The organism is Lysinibacillus sp. NPDC056232 (assembly GCF_042267565.1).
In the GTDB taxonomy this organism is placed as follows: domain Bacteria; phylum Bacillota; class Bacilli; order Bacillales_A; family Planococcaceae; genus Lysinibacillus.
This window is the reverse complement of sequence record NZ_JBHJTF010000031.1, coordinates 1-20,212: the sequence shown is the minus strand read 5'-3', so window position 1 is coordinate 20,212 and position 20,212 is coordinate 1. Positions and strand designations below refer to the sequence as shown.

Annotated in this window: 17 protein-coding genes; 8 read left to right on the top strand and 9 right to left on the bottom strand. The window is 37.2% G+C overall.

Annotation, left to right across the window (positions count from 1 at the left end; all coding sequences use genetic code 11):
* Positions 1 to 196 precede the first annotated feature (196 nt).
* The 9 genes from noc to rpmH form a co-directional block, all read right to left on the bottom strand.
* Positions 197 to 1,096 carry a nucleoid occlusion protein gene (gene noc / locus ACFCYJ_RS19780; protein ID WP_376076083.1) on the bottom strand — a complete coding sequence of 300 codons (900 nt, stop codon included), beginning with the start codon at positions 1,094 to 1,096 and terminating at the stop codon, positions 197 to 199.
* 179 nt (positions 1,097 to 1,275) lie between these two features.
* Positions 1,276 to 1,992 (bottom strand): 16S rRNA (guanine(527)-N(7))-methyltransferase RsmG, encoded by a 717-nt coding sequence (gene rsmG, locus ACFCYJ_RS19775; protein ID WP_376076081.1) that lies wholly within the window; start codon positions 1,990 to 1,992, stop codon positions 1,276 to 1,278.
* 156 nt (positions 1,993 to 2,148) lie between these two features.
* Positions 2,149 to 4,044: a tRNA uridine-5-carboxymethylaminomethyl(34) synthesis enzyme MnmG gene (gene mnmG, locus ACFCYJ_RS19770; protein ID WP_376076079.1), complete on the bottom strand. Its 1,896-nt coding sequence runs from the start codon at positions 4,042 to 4,044 to the stop codon at positions 2,149 to 2,151.
* A 28-nt stretch (positions 4,045 to 4,072) separates the two neighbouring features.
* Positions 4,073 to 5,458 (bottom strand): tRNA uridine-5-carboxymethylaminomethyl(34) synthesis GTPase MnmE, encoded by a 1,386-nt coding sequence (gene mnmE / locus ACFCYJ_RS19765; RefSeq protein WP_376076076.1) that lies wholly within the window; start codon positions 5,456 to 5,458, stop codon positions 4,073 to 4,075.
* A 729-nt stretch (positions 5,459 to 6,187) separates the two neighbouring features.
* The gene (locus ACFCYJ_RS19760) at positions 6,188 to 6,340 is read right to left on the bottom strand and encodes a hypothetical protein (RefSeq protein WP_376076074.1); all 153 of its coding nucleotides are present in this window, start codon (positions 6,338 to 6,340) and stop codon (positions 6,188 to 6,190) included.
* A 223-nt stretch (positions 6,341 to 6,563) separates the two neighbouring features.
* A complete protein-coding gene (gene jag / locus ACFCYJ_RS19755; RefSeq protein WP_376076071.1) occupies positions 6,564 to 7,373 on the bottom strand; it encodes an RNA-binding cell elongation regulator Jag/EloR in 810 nt (269 codons plus the stop codon).
* The gene (yidC, locus tag ACFCYJ_RS19750; RefSeq protein WP_376076069.1) at positions 7,370 to 8,140 is read right to left on the bottom strand and encodes a membrane protein insertase YidC; all 771 of its coding nucleotides are present in this window, start codon (positions 8,138 to 8,140) and stop codon (positions 7,370 to 7,372) included. Before yidC ends, jag begins: the two co-directional genes overlap by 4 nt.
* A 290-nt stretch (positions 8,141 to 8,430) precedes the next feature.
* On the bottom strand, positions 8,431 to 8,775 hold the full coding sequence (rnpA, locus tag ACFCYJ_RS19745) for a ribonuclease P protein component (protein ID WP_376076066.1): 345 nt from the start codon (positions 8,773 to 8,775) through the stop codon (positions 8,431 to 8,433).
* Between the two features lie 101 nt (positions 8,776 to 8,876).
* A complete protein-coding gene (gene rpmH / locus ACFCYJ_RS19740; RefSeq protein WP_004233310.1) occupies positions 8,877 to 9,011 on the bottom strand; it encodes a 50S ribosomal protein L34 in 135 nt (44 codons plus the stop codon).
* Positions 9,012 to 9,567: 556 nt separating this feature from the next.
* On the opposite strand from rpmH, the gene dnaA reads away from it, so the two are divergent.
* From dnaA to ACFCYJ_RS19700, 8 genes are all read left to right on the top strand, one after another.
* Complete coding sequence (dnaA, locus tag ACFCYJ_RS19735; RefSeq protein WP_376076063.1) at positions 9,568 to 10,917, top strand: chromosomal replication initiator protein DnaA; 1,350 nt, start codon at positions 9,568 to 9,570, stop codon at positions 10,915 to 10,917.
* A gap of 169 nt (positions 10,918 to 11,086) precedes the next feature.
* On the top strand, positions 11,087 to 12,223 hold the full coding sequence (gene dnaN, locus ACFCYJ_RS19730) for a DNA polymerase III subunit beta (RefSeq protein ID WP_376076062.1): 1,137 nt from the start codon (positions 11,087 to 11,089) through the stop codon (positions 12,221 to 12,223).
* 165 nt (positions 12,224 to 12,388) lie between these two features.
* Positions 12,389 to 12,613 (top strand): S4 domain-containing protein YaaA, encoded by a 225-nt coding sequence (gene yaaA / locus ACFCYJ_RS19725; RefSeq protein ID WP_376076060.1) that lies wholly within the window; start codon positions 12,389 to 12,391, stop codon positions 12,611 to 12,613.
* A gap of 3 nt (positions 12,614 to 12,616) precedes the next feature.
* Entirely contained in the window at positions 12,617 to 13,732 is a 1,116-nt protein-coding gene (gene recF / locus ACFCYJ_RS19720) for a DNA replication/repair protein RecF (protein WP_376076058.1), read from the top strand.
* Positions 13,733 to 13,824: 92 nt separating this feature from the next.
* The gene (gyrB, locus tag ACFCYJ_RS19715) at positions 13,825 to 15,759 is read left to right on the top strand and encodes a DNA topoisomerase (ATP-hydrolyzing) subunit B (RefSeq protein WP_376076057.1); all 1,935 of its coding nucleotides are present in this window, start codon (positions 13,825 to 13,827) and stop codon (positions 15,757 to 15,759) included.
* Positions 15,760 to 15,784: 25 nt separating this feature from the next.
* Entirely contained in the window at positions 15,785 to 18,280 is a 2,496-nt protein-coding gene (gene gyrA / locus ACFCYJ_RS19710) for a DNA gyrase subunit A (RefSeq protein ID WP_376076055.1), read from the top strand.
* Between the two features lie 248 nt (positions 18,281 to 18,528).
* Positions 18,529 to 19,611 carry an HD-GYP domain-containing protein gene (locus ACFCYJ_RS19705; protein ID WP_376076053.1) on the top strand — a complete coding sequence of 361 codons (1,083 nt, stop codon included), beginning with the start codon at positions 18,529 to 18,531 and terminating at the stop codon, positions 19,609 to 19,611.
* A gap of 182 nt (positions 19,612 to 19,793) precedes the next feature.
* On the top strand, positions 19,794 to 19,922 hold the full coding sequence (locus ACFCYJ_RS19700) for a hypothetical protein (RefSeq protein WP_376076051.1): 129 nt from the start codon (positions 19,794 to 19,796) through the stop codon (positions 19,920 to 19,922).
* Positions 19,923 to 20,212 lie beyond the last annotated feature (290 nt).

The window sequence follows — 20,212 nt, the reverse complement described above, 5'->3', positions numbered from 1 at the left end:
AGATGTCTCCTCCGTACAGAGATATAAAATCCACTGATCATCATAATGTGGGGTTGATTTCCGTTCCTGCTGGGGCGTCTAACCACCACTCCAATCAACTTATATACATGGTATATGTTATACAGATGACATCCCTAATTTTGAAGATGTCATAAAAGTCTATTCTTTATTTTTCTAATAAAACTTCAATCACGACTCAAGACTTTTTCTTTTTAGGTATTTTCACTGTAATTTGATAATATTCCTCTGTATCTTCTTCTTCAGTCTTAACTGTTATACCGCTCTTTGTTACCATTGATAGCGATTGTTTAATCGTGTTTAAAGCAATACGTACGTCTTTACTAATGGCCTTACGCTTCGGCTTTACTTTCTTCGGCTCTGCTTCTTCTTGAACTTCCACCTCTGGATGTAATAAAGAATGAATCTGCTCTTCTAACTGACGAACATTCCAATCATTTTCAATCGCTTGTTGTAAAACTTCTAGCTGTAGTGGCTGATCTTTAATTGCAATTAATGCACGTGCATGTCGTTCAGAGATTTCACGTTTCAAAATAGCTTGCTGCACTTCTTCAGGAAGCTTTAATAAACGTAATTTATTGGCTACCGTGGATTGTCCTTTTCCAAGTCGTTGGGCTAGAGCTTCTTGTGTTAACTCATGAAGCTCTAATAATTTTTGATAGGCAACCGCTTCTTCAATTGCTGTTAACTCCTCACGCTGTAGGTTCTCAATTAACGCGATAGAGGCTGTTTCCTTATCAGTTAAATTTCTTATAATTGCCGGAACTTCTGTCCATTGTAGCTTTTTCATTGCTCGATAACGACGCTCACCAGCAATAATTTCATATTGGTTTTCTGCTGTTCTACGTACAACGATTGGCTGAATTACACCATGCGTATGAATGGTTCTTGATAATTCTTCAATTTTTTCATCATCAAAAATAGTACGTGGCTGAAAACGGTTAGGCACAATTTGATCAATCGGCAGCTTTATAACCTCTTCCGCTGCATGAACCGTCTCTGCTTGTTCTACTTCATTTTTCACAATAGGCTCCGTTTTATTTCCGCCTCCAAAAAAACGTGAAAAAGGACTTTTCATCCAAGTGGCACCACCTTTAAGTAACTATGTTGCTCTGTTTTATTCTATTATTATTTATTATATTTCTTAAAATGTATATAGTTCGTAGATGTCATTTGCGTGAACCATCCATAACTAGTATGTATGCTCAAAATAGAAAAAATATTTTCTACTTTGAGAAGTTTCACATGAAACACTAATTATTGAATCGGTGTTTTATTTGGTACACCTGGTTTACGCGGATATTTTTTCGGTGTTCCTTTTATTTTATCAAAGATATATAACATGCGGTCACTTTCTTCAACAGGTAGCTGGAAAGAAAATTCTTCTTTTAGTGCAACACCTAATGTACTCAATGCTTTTTTGGCATCTTTTAATTCCTCCGCACCAGCTGCTGCTTTTAAAGCAACAAAATAGCCACCTTGTTTTGCTAGTGGTACGCATAACTCTGATAAGACCGATAATCGGGCTACTGCACGAGCTGTTACAACATCAAACTGTTCACGATACTTGGCATTTTGAGCAAATTCCTCTGCACGCGCATGTACAAAATTCATATTCTCTAATTGTAACTCATCACTTAAATGATTTAAAAATGTAATTCTTTTATTTAAAGAATCGACAATTGTTACATGTAAATGTGGGAAACAGATTTTAATTGGAATACTTGGGAAACCAGCACCTGCTCCAACATCACAAACTGTCGTTACTTTTGAAAAATCAAAATAGAAAGAGGCACTAATCGAATCATAAAAATGCTTTAAATAAACACCTTCTAAATCGGTAATAGCTGTTAAGTTCATCTTTTCATTCCACTCAACAAGTAATTCAAAGTATTTTTTGAATTGTGCAATCTGTTTTTCAGAAAGTTCGATGCCCTTTTTCTTTAAAGCCTCGATAAATTGTTGTTCGTTCATGTAAAGTCTCCTTTTTCTAAATGGCCTTACTATCCCTATTATTGATTTGTAAGCACGTTCACATCCCCAAATCAACTATATAAAAATAGCATAGCCTTAAAAATAGGAAGCGGGCACAAAGGTATGCCCGCCTCATATTCACTTTACTGTTCTTAATTATTCGCCGCTGACGCGTGCGATTTTACCTTGCTCAATATAAACAAGTAATATTGAAATATCTGCTGGGTTTACACCTGAGATTCGCGATGCTTGGGCAATGGAAAGTGGTGTAACTTGTTTTAATTTTTGTCGAGCTTCTGTTGCTAGACCCGAAATAGCATCATAATCAATATTTTCAGGAATTTTTTTATTCTCCATTTTATGAAGCTTTTCAACTTGTTGCAATGCTTTTTCAATATAGCCTTCATATTTAAGCTGAATTTCAATTTGTTCCTTCACTTCATCCGAAAACTCTATGTCTGCTGGAATTAACGAAGAAATTAAACCATAATGCATTTCTGTACGTTTTAATAAATCCGCTCCACGAATACCATCTTTTAGTTCACTGCCACCCACAGAACGGATAACAGCTTGTGTTGTTTCATTTGGTTTAATAATAACTTCACGAAGACGTGCAATTTCGTTATCAATCAGCTCTTTTTTCTCATTGAATGTTGCATATCTTTCCTCAGTAATCATTCCCATATTATAACCTAGTTCTACCAAACGTAAATCAGCGTTATCATGACGGAGTAGTAAACGATACTCTGCGCGAGATGTTAGTAAGCGATACGGTTCATTTGTTCCCTTTGTTACTAGATCATCAATTAATACGCCAATATAAGCATCTGAACGACCTAAGATTAATTCTTCTTTTCCAAGCACATTAGCAGCAGCATTCATCCCAGCCATTAAGCCTTGAGCTGCCGCTTCCTCGTAACCTGATGTACCATTGATTTGACCAGCAGTATATAAGCCTTTAATACGTTTTGTTTCTAAAGTTGGCCATAATTGTGTTGGCACGATTGCATCGTACTCAATAGCATAGCCAGCTCGCATCATTTCTGCTTTTTCTAAGCCTGGAATTGATTTTAGTAAACGTGTTTGTACATGCTCTGGTAAGCTAGTGGATAAACCTTGTACATACACTTCACGTGTATTGCGACCTTCTGGCTCTAAGAAAATTTGGTGGCGCGGTTTATCGTTAAATCGCACAACTTTGTCTTCAATAGAAGGGCAATAACGTGGACCAGTACCTTTAATCATCCCTGAGTACATCGGTGAAAGGTGTAGATTTGCCTCGATAATTTCATGTGTTTCTAGGCTTGTATAAGTCAGCCAGCAAGGCAATTGATCCATGATGAATTCAGTTGTTTCAAAGCTGAATGCACGTGGAACATCATCCCCTGGTTGAATCTCTGTTTTATCATAATCAATTGTACGGCTATTCACTCGTGGTGGTGTACCTGTTTTAAAACGCACAAGGTCAAAGCCAATCTCTTTTAAGTTATCTGCTAAACGAATGGACGGTTGTTGGTTATTAGGACCACTTGAATACTTTATGTCTCCAATAATGATTTCACCGCGAAGGAATGTACCTGTTGTAATAACCACTGTTTTAGCGCGGTAAATAGCACCGATTTGTGTAATAACACCTTTTACTTCCCCGTCTTCGATAATTAGCTCTTCCACCATACCTTGGTGCATTGTTAAGTTTTCAGTTTCCTCCAACACGCTTTTCATTTCTTGTTGGTATAAAACTTTGTCCGCTTGCGCACGTAATGCACGCACAGCAGGACCTTTCCCTGTATTTAACATACGCATTTGAATATGCGTTTTATCAATAACTTTCCCCATGACGCCACCTAATGCGTCAATTTCTCGTACTACGATTCCTTTGGCAGGACCACCAATGGAAGGATTGCATGGCATAAATGCAATCATATCTAAATTGATTGTTAACATCAGTGTGTTAGCACCCATTTTGGCTGCGGCGTATGCAGCTTCAGAACCTGCGTGACCTGCGCCAATTACGATAACATCAAACGTGCCTGCCTCATATTTTGTTGGCATAGCTCGTATCTTCCTTTCTTTAGTAAAATTATTTTCCTAAGCAGAACTGTGAAAATAACTGATTGATTAGGCTTTCCTGTACTGTGTCACCTATAATTTCACCAAGTAATTCCCATGTTCTTGTTACATCTATTTGCACCATATCAACAGGTACACCAGTTTGTGCTGCAGCTAATGCATCCTCGACCGTTGCTTGTGCTTGATGAAGTAATGCAATATGTCTTGCATTTGAAACATATGTTAAATCGCCCGCTTCAATTTGCCCTTCAAAGAATAACGCGGCAATCGCTTCCTCTAGCTCTGCAATACCCTCTTCTTGTAAAAGAGAAGTTGTCACAACGCGACGATTACCTGCTAGCTCTTTGACATGTGCTAAATCAACTTTTTGCGGTAGATCTGTTTTATTAACAATAACGATGTAATCCATCGCTTTAATGGTTTCGAATAGACGCTCATCCTCGGCAGTCAATTCTTCTGCGTAGTTTAACACAAATAAAATTAAATCCGCGCCACGCAACGCCTCACGAGAACGTTCAACCCCAATTCGTTCAACGATATCCTCTGTCTCTCGAATACCAGCTGTATCGACTAACCGAAGCGGAACACCACGTACATTCACGTACTCTTCTATAATATCACGAGTTGTCCCTGCAATATCTGTCACAATAGCCTTATTCTCCTGTACTAAACTATTTAAAAGAGAAGATTTCCCAACATTTGGGCGACCTAAAATAACAGTTGATAGACCCTCTCGTAATATTTTCCCCTGAGAAGATGTTTGCAAAAGTTTTATAATTTCATTCCGTACCCATGTACATTTCTCTACTAATACTGGTACTGTCATCTCTTCTACATCATCATACTCCGGATAATCTATATTAACCTCAACTTGCGCTAATGTCTCTAGTAACGCTTGGCGTAAGTCACCAATTAAACGCGATAATTTGCCATCCATTTGTCCTAACGCTACATTCATCGCTCTATCTGTTTTCGCTCTTATTAAATCCATGACTGCTTCAGCTTGTGATAAATCGATACGTCCATTTAAAAACGCGCGTTTTGTAAATTCACCTGGCTCTGCGAGTCTTGCCCCATTTGTTAATACTAGCTTTAATACACGGTTCACCGAAACAAGTCCCCCGTGACAGTTTATTTCTATTACATCCTCACGAGTGAATGTTTTAGGTCCGCGCATTAATGACAGCATTACTTCCTCTACAATCTCATTTGTTTTTGGATCGACCAAATGGCCATAATGAATTGTATGTGAAGCCTTCGTTGTTAAACTTTTTCCACCAGGCGATCTGAATATTTTATCTGCAATTGCGACTGCTTCGTCCCCACTTAAGCGAACAATAGCAATAGCTCCTTCACCCATAGGTGTGGATATCGCAGCAATTGTATCGAACTCCATTTAATGACCTCCTTAACGTTATCCACATGTGGATAAATAAAAACCGACCAATACTTACTAACACCTTAGACTAACATATTTTCTGCAAAATCTAAAGTAAGGATAATTTCCAATTGTGGATAATCAGAAAGCTCTACATTATAGCACGTATTTCGACAAAAATTGCGATCGTTATAAAATATAATTCTTTAGCCTAAACGAAAACTATGCCCTTGGTTGTCCACAATTAAAACTCTTATAGTTAGTTGCTTTAACAGATAAAAAATCAAAATGGTCGATGGAATCTTTGTAAATGTTGTGGCGCTTTAAATGAGGGTGATTTCCGTTCCAGGCTACTCGCTTTCCTGTGGGCGAGCCGCTTTCGCTCCGTGCAGGGTCTCGCCTGTCTCGCTTTCCCACGGGAGTCAAGTAGCCTTCCACTCCAATCAACGATAGCGTAGAACTTTTATAAATTTTATTCATTTCATAGGTGAACACTATGGCTATTCACCATAATCGAACAAAATAGACTTATTGCAGTGAAGTGATTGTACATCCGTTATTACTGTCGCTTTGCTTTCGCATAGATAAAACATTGCTGAAGTTTCATTTTAATATATTAGTGTCATGCCAAAAGATATATGCAAATTGTAAAGTGGTTGATTGGAGTGGAGGCTGGGAGACTCATTGGGGATTAGCGTCACAGATGAGACGCGGAGCGAGCAAATAGGGGAACGAAGGCTAAAACCATCACGTCCTGTGATAACGCCTTCGTGACCAACATCGGTGCTGTTGCTGTCGCTTCGTTGCACTACGCTTTCGCACAGAATGAAACCCTTTTGCTGCCGCTACGTTAGCACTTCGCTTTCGCGCAAAAAACATCTGTTGGCCCAAGCGGCTCATCGGACGCCCCCAAGAAGCTTTGCTCTGTGCGTAAGCGAAGCGGCAGCAACAACAAAGCGTCCAGTCGGAACGGAAATCAACCCCTCGTTTTGCCGAAGAGCCATACTTTCTTTAATAGAACACCTTAATTTCACTGACATAATTGTTTTTCAACAACATAAAAAAGTCATTTTATCATGACGATAAAATGACTTTAGCTTTGTCTGTATGTTTTTTACGAAGTTTAGTCGTTTTTTACAGGTTCAATGACTAAATAACGATTAGGCTCCGTTCCTTCTGAGTATGTTTCAATATCAAGGCGATTTGCCAATTGATTATGAATAACTTTTCTTTCGTACGACTGCATTGGCTCAAACGTCACACGCTGATTTAAGCGAAGTGCTTTATCCGCCATACGATCTGCGAGTAACTCCAATGCTTCTTGACGACGCTCACGGTAGTTTTCTACGTCTAATTTCACCATTAAGAACTGCTTGGCACTTTTATTTAACACAAGGTGTGTTAATTGCTGCAAGGAATTTAATGTTTGACCACGTTTCCCTATAAGCAGTGCAGCTTTCTCGCTTTTCAGTTGAAATAATACATATTTCCCTTCACGTGTCGTTTCAATTTCAAGATCATGAATATCCAATTGTTCAGCAATATTGACTAAATAATTCTTTGCATCTTCAATTGGGTTTACCGAGGTTTCTTCTTCCTCTTTTTGTTCCTCTACGACTTGTTGAACAGCTTCGATATCACTTTGTTGTTCAGAAACTTGTGAACTTATTGTTTCAACATCATCTATTACTGTTGGTTCGACAAATTGAGTCGTATTTTGCTGTTCAGCTTTTTCTGTCTCACTCGTTGGTCGAACCTGTACTTCCTTTACTGTTACACGAACTTCTGCAGATCGTGCCCCAAAACCTAAAAATCCTTTTTTACCTTCTTGTAAAACTTCAACATCTACTTGTTCACGGGTTTTGCCAAGTTTCTGTAACGCCAATGAGATCGCTTCTTGTGTTGTTGCGCCTATTTGCGTAAGTTGTTTCACTTTTTAGCCCCTCCATTTTGAGCAGGTTGTGTTTTATCTTTTTTCCAAGGTTTATAAATAAACAGGTTTTGAGCAATCGAAATAATGTTACCGATTACCCAGTATAGTGATAATGCTGCTGGTAATGCCATACCGAAAGCAATAATCATAAATGGCATAATATACATCATTATTTTCATTTGAGGGTTATCCATCGCTGGGCCCGTACGTAAAACGATAAATTGCATTAAACCAGCAGTAATTGCTAATGCCGGTGCAGGATCTGCTAACGGGAAAATAAAGAAATTCCCTAATTCGAAAGCCTCTGTAGCATTCATACGACTAATCGCATGGTAGAAACCCATTAAAATTGGCATTTGAATGAATACAGGTAAACATCCAGCAAGTGGATTGACACCAGACTCACTCATAAGCTTCATCATCTCTTGCTGATACTGTTGCTGTGTCTGCGCATCCTTAGAAGCATACTTCTTTTGCAATTCCTTCAATTTCGGCTGAATTTCTTGCATTTTTTTAGAGCTCTTTGTTTGTTTAATCATCAATGGAAGAACGGCTAAACGAATAATAATCGTTACAACAATGATCCCCCATGCATATGAACCGAGCATATCAGCAAAATATTTAATCGCTGACACTAAAGGCCAAACAATGAATTCATTCCAGAAGCCTGTGCTTTCTTTGGAGATTGGTTCTTTGAACTCTGTACAACCAGATAGTAGTAATACTACTGATGCTAGCGACAAAATTACCCAAAGTTGTTTCTTCAACCTTCTTCCCCCTACAAATACTATTCACTTTTTCTAAAACTATATGCGTTCTCTTCTTTATACATTTACAGTTTCCTGCTATTGAATAAAGTTATCAGTTATTTTATCATGCAAATAACGTTTCACTCTACTAAATATTCTAACAATGTACATATATTTGCTAAGTAATGTTACTAATCATTCACATATCGCAGTGAAATCCTATCTTCAAAATACCCCTACGCGTATTTTCAGCGACTTCACTTTCGCGCAGAAACGCTTCTATTTCACCACTTTGGTTGCCATCCATATTACGTCTTCTTCAATACTTTTGCGATTCGTAGTACATGCTGCAAACTTTGTTTTACTTCATAAAAATCCATAGTGGCCGCCGGTTGTCTGGCGATAATAACATAGTCCATATTCTGCTTTAGCTCATCTTTTAATTCATGAATACTTTGTCGAATATAGCGCTTGATCTGGTTGCGTGTTACTGCATTCCCTAGTTTTTTGCTAACCGATAATCCTACACGAAATTCTGTTTGTCCCTCTTTTTCTAAAAAATATACGACAAACTGACGGTTAGCGAAAGATTTACCCTTCTTAAACACCTTTTGAAAATCATCATTTTTTTTCACTCGTTGGCGTTTTTTCATTACTTTCACCTGCTACTCGATAATTATCCTTTGATCCTCATTTCTAGGTTTACCAAAAATAAAGAAAAAAAAGACCACTGATGTGTCTCAGTGGACTTATTTTATGCTGATAATACTTTTCTTCCTTTACGACGACGAGCAGCAAGAACTTTGCGACCGTTTTTCGTGCTCATACGTGCGCGGAAACCGTGAACTTTGCTGTGCTTACGTTTCTTTGGTTGGTAAGTACGTTTCATTTATATAGACACCTCCTGAATGAGTTGAATTTTTCAACATACAGACCTGAATATTATATAAAGTAACTAGTTATTTTGTCAATGACTTTTATAAATTTATATATTTAAGCAAATCTATGCCTATCTATACCTACGATCCTCTTCTCCTGAATAAAATAAATTATCCACAGAATACTTGTTTTTTTTACACAGAGTTGTGTATAGTAATTTTTGCATTATTTTTTATCCACAACACTTATCTACACCTTTTTCACATAAGCAGACCTTGTGGACAACTTGGAAGTGCATAAATAAAAGGTATGTGGATAAGTTTCGCAAACTATTGAAATAGCTTTGTTTTTCTGATACGATATCTGTGCTTCACTTTGTTGAAAACTGAAATTACTTATTATTTTATCCACAACTGTTAATATGCTGTGGATAATTTTTATCACAGCCTTTGGTTAACTTTTATCCACAACTTGTGAGTTTGTGGATTAGTTGTAAAATGAACGTATTTACCGTTTCTATAAATGCGCTTTTTTAATTGTATTGAACTGTAAAGGAGATTAGCAGCTTGGAACATTTAGAAGAACTATGGAATAATGTCCTGGCTCAAGTTGAACAAAAAATTTCTAAACCAAGCTTCGAAACGTGGCTAAAGTCTACTAAACTACTTTCCTACAATGGTAGTGGTTCTACTGTGACAATTGCTGCGCCAAATTCGTTTGCTCGAGACTGGCTTGAAAATCATTATATTCATTTGATTACAGGTATATTAACGGAGCTTACAGGCGAAGACTTGCTTATTAAGTTTGTTGTTCAAAAAAACCAGGATTCGGACGATTTCGATTTACCAGCGCCGATTATCCAAGCAAAAAATGACGATCACCATGATATTTCACCAGGTATGTTAAACCCGAAGTATACTTTTGATACGTTTGTTATTGGCTCTGGTAACCGCTTTGCACATGCTGCCTCGCTAGCTGTTGCAGAAGCACCTGCGAAGGCTTATAACCCGTTCTTTATCTATGGGGGAGTAGGGCTTGGCAAAACACACTTAATGCACGCGATTGGTCATTATGTATTGGAACACAATCCAAATGCAAAGGTAGTCTATTTATCATCTGAAAAATTTACAAATGAATTTATTAACTCAATTCGAGATAATAAGGCACTTGATTTCCGCAATAAATATCGCAATGTAGATGTACTGCTAATTGATGATATTCAATTTCTAGCTGGAAAAGAATCAACTCAAGAAGAATTTTTCCACACTTTTAATACATTGCATGAAGAATCGAAACAAATTGTTATTTCCAGTGACCGTCCTCCTAAGGAAATTCCGACATTGGAAGATCGTTTACGTTCTCGATTCGAATGGGGACTAATTACAGATATTGCGCCTCCTGATTTGGAAACTCGTATCGCCATTCTTCGAAAAAAAGCAAAGGCTGATGGTCTAGAAGTGCCAAATGAAGTCATGCTCTATATTGCGAACCAGATTGACTCCAATATCCGGGAGCTTGAAGGTGCGCTTATTCGCGTCGTTGCCTATTCATCACTTGTTAACAAGGATATTAATGCGACTTTGGCTGCTGAAGCATTAAAGGATATTATTCCTAATTCGAAGCCAAGAACTGTCACTATACTAGACATTCAAAATGCAGTAGGAGAGCACTTTAACATTCGTTTAGAGGATTTTTCCGCGAAAAAACGTACAAAGTTAATTGCCTTTCCACGTCAGGTCGCGATGTATTTATCTCGCGAATTAACAGATTTTTCGCTGCCGAAAATTGGCGAAGAATTTGGTGGACGTGACCATACTACTGTGATCCATGCTCACGAAAAAATATCTTCTTTGTCGAAAAATGACGTTCAGCTTCAACAAGATATTAAACAAATTCGAAGCATGCTAGGGAAATAATGCTGTGGACAACACCAACGTTTAAACACAAACTTATACACAGTCTATCTACATGTGGATAGACTGATTTTATTCACTTTAAACCACTTATCCACAAATCCACAGGACCTATTACTATATCTTTTTTATTTTATATAAATAAATAATATAAATATGTGAGGGAAAACGAATGAAATTTAATATTTTACGTGACCGTTTATTAGAGGGTTTAAATGATGTCATGAAAGCCGTAAGTTCTAAAACAACTATTCCAATTTTAACGGGGATTAAAATCGATGTAACATCTGAGGGTATTCGTTTAACAGGTAGTGACGCTGATATCACTATACAAACATTTATTCCAGTTGAAGAAGATGGTCAACAAATAATTCATATTACAGAAACAGGATCTATTGTTGTACAAGCTCGTATGTTTAATGAAATTGTACGTAAATTACCAACAAATGAGGTTGAAATTCAAGTAACAACTGGTTTCCAGACTCATATTCGTTCAGGTAAATCTGAATTCCACTTAATTGGCTCAGATGCTGCTGAATATCCTTTATTACCCGAATTAACAGAGGATCAAAAATTTACTATTCCTGCAGATCTATTAAAGTCAATTATCCGTGAAACAGTATTTGCTGTTGCCACTTCAGAAAGTAGACCGGTGTTGACAGGTGTAAACTGGCAGATAAAAAATGAAGCATTAATCTGTGTTGCAACAGATAGCCACCGTTTGGCAAGACGCAAAGTTCAACTGGAAAATTTACCTGAGGTTGAACATAGTGTTGTAATTCCTGGTAAAAGTTTAAATGAGTTAAATAAAGTTTTAGAGGATTCAACAAATCTTGTACAAATCGTTATTACAAGCCAGCAAGTGTTATTTAAAACTGGAGAAGTATTATTTTTCTCTCGTTTACTTGAAGGTAATTACCCAGATACAACACGTCTAATCCCAGAAGAGTATCAAACAAATCTAACGATTAACGGTAAATCGTTATTACAAGCAATTGATCGTGCATCTCTTGTTGCTCGTGGTGACCGTAATAATGTTGTACGTTTTGAGATTTTCGATAATCAATCTGTTGAAGTTTCTTCTAATTCTCCAGAAATCGGTAAGGTCCAAGAAGAAATTCCTGTTGAGTCATTAGAAGGGGAGAACTTAAAGATTTCTTTCAGTGCGAAGTACATGATGGAAGCACTAAAAGCAATAGATGGTCAAGAAGTAGTCATTCAATTCACAGGAGCAATGAGACCGTTTATTTTGCGTTCTGTTCATGACGATGCAATTTTACAGTTGATTTTACCTGTACGAACTTATTAAAATTCAAACAGTTTTTGTTGGAGAGAATATACTCATAATTTCAAGCTCTAAATACTTTGAAAATCGTTCTGATAGTCGCTAGCTGCGGCTATCTTTTTTTACTTATGGCGGAATTTTAGGTATGATAGAGAGATAGACAGTCTGTATTTGGAGGGGAACTCAGCTATGAAGGACATTAAAATTGATGTGGAATTTGTCACATTAGGACAGCTTTTAAAAATAACCGATGCTATAAGCTCTGGTGGCATGGCAAAGTGGTTTTTACATGAAAATGATGTTTATGTAAATGGAGAAATAGATGACCGCCGCGGTCGTAAACTACGTGATGGTGACATTGTAAATATTCCTGGATGTGGTCGATTTCGTATCGTTGGCACAACTGGACAGTAGATTATGCAGATAGAGCAGTTAAAACTTACAAATTACCGTAACTATGATGACTTAGCATTAAACTTTTCTCCAAAAATTAATGTTTTCATTGGTGAAAATGCACAAGGGAAAACAAATGTTATGGAATCTATTTACGTATTGGCAATGGCTAAATCCCATCGAACGACGAACGATAAAGAATTAATACGTTGGGATTCAGACTATGGTAAAATAGAAGGGGCCGTTCAAAAAAGGCATGGTATTTTACCGATTGAGCTTACGATTACGAAAAAAGGCAAAAAAGGTAGGATAAATCATATAGAACAAAGCCGCCTCAGTCATTATATTGGCCAAATGAATGTCGTTATGTTTGCACCTGAAGATTTAAATGTCGTAAAGGGGAGTCCGCAATTACGACGACGTTTTATTGATATGGAGATTGGGCAAATTTCGCCTGTTTATTTGCATGATTTATTAACCTTTCAAAAAATTTTAAAGCAACGTAACCATTTTTTAAAAATGAATCAAGGTAAAAAAATGCCAGATGACGTGATGTACGAAGTTTATAATGAACAATATATTCACGCAGCTACCCAAATTATTCGAAAAAGATTTCAATTCATGGATTTATTGCAGGAGTGGGCAGAGCCAATTCACGCAGGTATTTCACAAGGGAAAGAAACGTTAGCTATTAAATACCGCACAGTAGCTGGTATTGAAAAAGAACATACTTCTAGTGAAATTGAAGGCTTTTTGCATAAAAAGCTAATAGAAGCTAAGGACCGTGAATTTGATCGAGGTGTAACACTAGTTGGTCCACACCGAGATGATTTGCAATTTTTGGTAAATGACTATGATGTTCAGACATACGGTTCACAAGGACAACAACGTACAACCGCTCTTTCATTAAAACTTGCTGAAATCGAGTTAATTAAACAAGAAACAAATGAAACACCCATACTACTTTTAGATGATGTATTGTCGGAACTCGATGATTATCGTCAATCGCATTTATTAAACACCATTCAAGGTGAAGTTCAAACCTTTGTTACGACTACAAGTGTTGATGGAATTCATCATGAAACGATGGAACATGCACAGCTGTTTCACGTGAAACAAGGAGCGATTGAAGAAAGTTAGCCCGGGGAGTTTTTTAGATTACAAAAGAATGGTAATAGTCAGCTCGGTTGACTGTTCATTCATTTACACACAATGATGTTATGAAGGAGTAGATGAAAGCCGTGGCTATAGAGAACGAAGGTTTACAAAATCAAGCTTATGAAGCTGATCAGATACAGGTATTAGAAGGGTTAGAAGCTGTACGTAAAAGACCAGGGATGTATATCGGTTCAACAAGCTCTAAAGGGCTTCACCATTTAGTATGGGAAATTGTTGATAATAGTATCGATGAGGCACTTGCAGGCTTTTGTACAGATATAAAAGTAACGATAGAACAAGACAATTGGATTCGTGTAGAGGACAATGGTCGAGGTATTCCGGTAAGTATTCAAGAGAAGATGGGTAAGCCTGCTGTTGAGGTTATTATGACAGTGCTCCATGCTGGAGGTAAGTTCGGCGGTGGAGGATACAAAGTTTCTGGCGGTCTTCATGGTGTAGGGGCATCTGTTGTAAATGCTCTATCAATTGAGACGATCGTTCAAGTTCATCGTGAGGGTCATATTCATGAAATTAAATTTGAACGTGGAAGAACTGTTCAAGAGTTAATGGTTATCGGTGATTCAGATCGTAACGGAACAACTACACGTTTTAAAGCAGACCCTGAAATATTTAAAGAAACAACTGTTTATGAATATGACATTTTAGCACATCGTATTCGTGAATTAGCTTATTTGAATCGTGGTATCAAGATTACAATTGCTGATGAACGCGAAGGTGAAGAACGTTCTACTACGTATCATTATGAAGGTGGTATTCGTTCGTATGTTGAGCATTTGAATCAATCTAAAGAGCCTATCCATGAACCAATTGATGTTCTTGGGGAAAAGGATGGTATTTCAGTTGAAATTGCTATGCAATATAATGCTGGATTCTCTTCTAACATTTTTTCATTTGCTAATAACATTAATACGTATGAAGGCGGTACACATGAGTCTGGTTTTAAAACGGCTCTAACACGTGTTATTAATGATTACGCACGAAAAAATGGACTATTAAAAGAATCAGATGCAAACCTTACTGGTGAGGATGTTCGTGAAGGGTTAACAGCTATTGTTTCAGTTAAGCATCCTGATCCACAATTTGAAGGACAAACAAAAACAAAGCTTGGTAACTCTGAAGTTAGCCAAATTACTAACTCCTTATTCTCAGATGGTTTTGAGCGATTTATGTTAGAAAATCCAACTGTCGCTCGTAAAGTTGTAGAAAAAGGTTTAATGGCTGCTCGTGCACGTGTCGCCGCTAAAAAAGCACGTGAATTTACACGTCGTAAAAATGCACTTGAAGTATCAAGTCTGCCAGGTAAATTAGCTGACTGTTCATCAACAAATCCATCTGAATGTGAAATTTATATCGTTGAGGGTGATTCTGCCGGTGGGTCAGCAAAATCTGGACGTGACCGACACTTCCAAGCAATCTTACCGTTACGTGGTAAAATTCTTAACGTTGAAAAAGCACGTTTAGATAAAATTTTATCGAATGCAGAAATCCGTGCAATGATTACAGCATTTGGAACAGGTATTGGTGAAGAGTTTACTTTAGAAAAGGCTCGTTATCATAAAATCGTTATTATGACAGATGCCGATGTTGATGGTGCGCACATCCGCACATTACTCTTAACATTCTTCTTCCGTTTCCTTCGACCTCTCTTAGAGGCAGGTTATATTTATATTGCACAGCCACCTCTTTATCAAGTTAAGCAAGGTAAACATGTTGAGTATTGCTATGATGATGTTACTCTTCAAGAAATTTTAGAACGGTTACCGAAAATGCCAAAACCAAATGTACAACGATACAAAGGTCTTGGGGAAATGAATGCAGAGCAGCTTTGGGAAACAACAATGGATCCTGAGCACCGCACATTGTTACAAGTAGAATTAGATGATGCAATTAATGCAAACCAAGCATTTGAGCGTTTAATGGGCGATGAAGTTGAACCTCGTCGTCAATTTATCGAAGAAAATGCTGTATACGCTAATTTAGATATTTAATTTTTCTTGAGAGGAGGTCTACACTTTGTCAGAACAAGAACGCTCCGGTGTTAAAGGAGTTAATATAACAAAAGAAATTGAAACATCCTTCCTCGATTATGCGATGAGTGTAATCGTTTCTCGTGCATTACCAGACGTACGAGATGGGTTAAAGCCTGTACATCGCCGTATTTTATATGGTATGCAAGAGCTAGGGAATACAGCAGATAAAGCGTACAAAAAATCAGCACGTATTGTTGGGGACGTAATGGGTAAATACCACCCACATGGTGACTCATCCATTTATGATGCAATGGTACGTATGGCGCAAGACTTCAGCTATCGTTACATGCTAGTCGATGGTCATGGTAACTTTGGATCTGTCGACGGTGACGGAGCGGCAGCGATGCGTTATACAGAATCACGTATGTCTCGTATTGCAATGGAAATGCTTCGTGATATTAATAAAGACACAATTGACTATACAGATAACTATGATGGTTCAGAAAAGGAACCTATTGTCCTTCCTAGTCGTTATCCAAACTTATTAGTAAATGGGGCGGCAGGAATTGCGGTTGGTATGGCGACAAATATTCCGCCACATCAACTTGGGGAGACGATAGATGCAGTGATAGCACTTTCAGAAAATCCAGCTATCACAACAGAAGAATTGATGGAAATCATCCCAGGACCTGATTTCCCAACGGGTGGACTAATTTTAGGTCGTAGCGGTATTCGCCGTGCTTACGAAACAGGTCGTGGCTCCATCATTATTCGCGCAAAGGTAGAGATTGAACAAAAATCAAATGGTAGAGAAACAATTCTTATTCATGAATTACCATACCAAGTAAATAAAGCTAAGCTTATTGAAAAAATAGCAGAGCTTGTACGCGATAAAAAAATTGATGGTATAACAAACCTACGTGATGAATCTGACCGACGTGGTATGCGAGTAGTCATTGAAGTTCGTAAAGATGCAAATGCTAATGTAGTTTTAAATAATTTATATAAACAAACAGCCATGCAGTCGAGCTTCGGTATTAATATGCTGTCATTAGTAAATGGTCAACCTAAAGTAATGGGCTTAAAAGAAATGCTGTATCATTATTTAGAGCACCAAAAGGTTATTATTCGTCGTCGTACGGAATTTGAATTAAGAAAAGCGGAAGATCGTGCACATATTTTAGAGGGCTTACGTATTGCCCTTGATCATATCGATGAAATTATTGCTATTATTCGTGGTTCACGTAGTGGTGATGAAGCGAAACCTCAATTAATGGAACGATTCAATTTATCTGAACGTCAAGCACAGGCAATTTTAGATATGCGTTTAGTTCGTTTAAGTGGATTAGAGCGTGAAAAAATTGAAGCAGAGTATCAAGAACTTCAAATTTTAATTGCTGAATTAAAAGCAATTTTAGCGGATGAGGCTAAAATTATTGATATTATTCGTACTGAAATATTAGAACTAAAAGAACGCTTTAACGATAAACGTCGTACTGAAATTACTTCTGGCGGTTTAGAAATGATTGAGGACGAGGATTTAATCCCAGTCGAAAATTCAGTTGTAACTTTAACGCACAATGGTTATGTCAAACGTTTAGCTGCGAATACATATCGCAGTCAAAAACGTGGCGGTCGTGGTGTACAAGGTATGGGCACAAATGAAGATGATTTTGTAGAGCATCTTATGAATACATCTACACACGATACAATTTTATTCTTCACTTCAAAAGGGAAAGTGTTTAGAGCAAAAGGTTATGAGATCCCGGAATTTGGTCGTACAGCGAAAGGATTACCGATTGTTAACTTACTCAATATTGATAAAGGTGAAAAAGTAACAGCAATGATCCGTGTAGGTTCATTTGATGAAGATGCATACTTTATCTTCACTACTAAAACAGGTATTACAAAGCGTACACCAGTATCTCAATTTGCTAATATCCGAACAAACGGCTTAATAGCTATAAGTTTGCGAGAAGATGATGATCTCATTTCTGTTCGTTTAACAGATGGCGAGAAACAAGTGATTATCGGTACTCGTGATGGCATGCTTGTACGTTTCCAAGAGGATGATATTCGTTCAATGGGCCGTACTGCAGGTGGTGTACGAGGTATTAAACTACGTGATGGTGACGAAGTAGTTGGTATGGAAATCGTTGAACCAGGGCAGGAAATTTTAGTTGTTACAGCAAAAGGTTACGGTAAACGTACTTCTGAAGAGGAATATCGTTTACAGAGCCGTGGTGGTGTTGGATTAAAAACAATTCAAATCACTGATAAAAACGGTCCAATGGTAGCTGTAAAAACTGTTGATGGCTCGGAAGATTTAATGCTGATCACAATTAACGGCATGCTAATCCGTATGGATGTGAATGATATTTCATTAATTGGTCGTAGTACACAGGGAGTTCGTTTAATTCGTTTAAGCGATGAAGAGCTTGTTGCAACTGTAGCGAAGGTTGAAAAAGAAGAAGAATCAATCGAAGAAGAATTGAACGAAGAAGAATCGATTGAGGAAAATGACCAAGTAGAGGAATAATAAAAAGGCCGATGACGACAGCTAATGTTGCTGTTCATCGGTTTTTTTTAGCATAAATCATGAAAAATAAGTAATTATTTTGAATTCCATGATAAAATAAATTTAACTTCCTTCAGCGGATGTCCAAACACCCACTGAAAAAGAGGAACTCAGTCTAAAAACGCCATGTCCTGTGGCAACGGAATTATGCCGAGGCATAATTGATCCTTATATTTATGCAAGTGAAATAGTGAAGAGGAGTTAATTGCGTGGAAACTATACATGTCCCGATTTCAGAGTTACGCGTTGGTAAAGTAATTTCCGAAGATATTTTTGCTAATACACAACATCCAATAATTTTTAAAAACACAATAATTTCCCACGAGCATTTACAAGTTTTTTTTGCTTTTAATATTTCGAGAGTCCCTGTTTATAAAGAAGGTGTAGAGGCTCAACCAGAAGTAAAGGAAACAGATTTAGTTGTTCCAATAGAGTCTATACCGACTTTTAGAAGGATTTATGATAATTCTGTTGAACAATTTAAAAAGGAATTTAAAAATTGGGAAGCTGGTGCAAAGGTAGATATTGCGAAAGCACGTAAAATTATTTTGCCATTATTAGAAATGGTTTTAGAAGATCGTGCAATAATTTTTGATTTAAATGAGTATTCAAATCCAAAAGACTATTTGTACCATCATTGTGTAGCAACAGCATTGATTTCTTCAGTGATTGCACAAAAACTAGGCTATGATAAAGGAATTACGATTCAAGTTGCGATTGGAGGGTTATTAGCTGATTGTGGAATGGCAAAAGTTCATCCGCGTATCCGCGATAAAAAAACAACCTTAACAGAGCAGGAGTTTGATGAAATTTATAAGCATCCGATTTATAGCTATAATATGGTCAAAGATGTAACAATCTTAAAGGATACAATGAAAGAGGCTATTTTCCAGCACCATGAGCGTTTAAACGGTAGTGGCTATCCGAAAGGGGAAAAAATCGCCAATATTTCTACTTTCGCTCAAATTATCGCTGTTGCAGATGTATTCCATGCAATGACATGTGAGCGAGTGTATAGAACAAAGCAATCTTCATTTAAAGTTATAGAGATGATTCATGAATCTGAGTTTGGGAAGTTCGATATTAAAGTAGTTCGTGCATTGATAGATATTGTTGCTGACCTTCCTATAGGGACAATTGTTGAACTATCTAATCTGGAACAAGGCGAAGTGATGTTTGTAAATAAATTTGCACCAACTCGACCACTTATCAAATTAAGCCACACAGGGGAGATATTTGATTTAGGTAAAAATCGTACCTTCTATATTTCACGTATTATAACAAATTTATAATAGTTGAAAGGCAACCCATTAACATTGGCGTTCGCCTTTTTTATTTTTAATTCGATCGATAAATTATATTTAGGTGATAAAACCAAAGTATCAACAAAGATTTCAACCTCTAGCTAAGTACGAGAAAATTGATATCTTCGAAATGATTTCACTTCTTTCAGCAAATGTTTTATGTAACGTAAGTGAAACGACAGTTACAAATGTCTTTTGTAGCGAAAGCAAAGTGTCAGCTACAGAAGTCTCCCACATCTATAGGTGGTGAGATGAATGCTGATTTAAGGCTAACTAATCTTCTGAACAAAGTGGTTTAGAAGAAGAACAATAGATTTTAAAAGACTTTTAATTTTTTTTGAGAAAGTGTTGACATAGTTTTAGATTCTTGATATTATTAGTGAGTCGCCAAGAGGTGACACTTAAAACAAAGATTAATGAACCTTGAAAACTGAACAAGCAAAACGTAATCAATAAAGTTTTTACTAGCTAACCTTGAGTTGGTGAACGAAACGAAATTTTGGACATCAAACATGATGCCAGCAAAACAATTTGAGCTAATCAAATTTCTTTTTATGGAGAGTTTGATCCTGGCTCAGGACGAACGCTG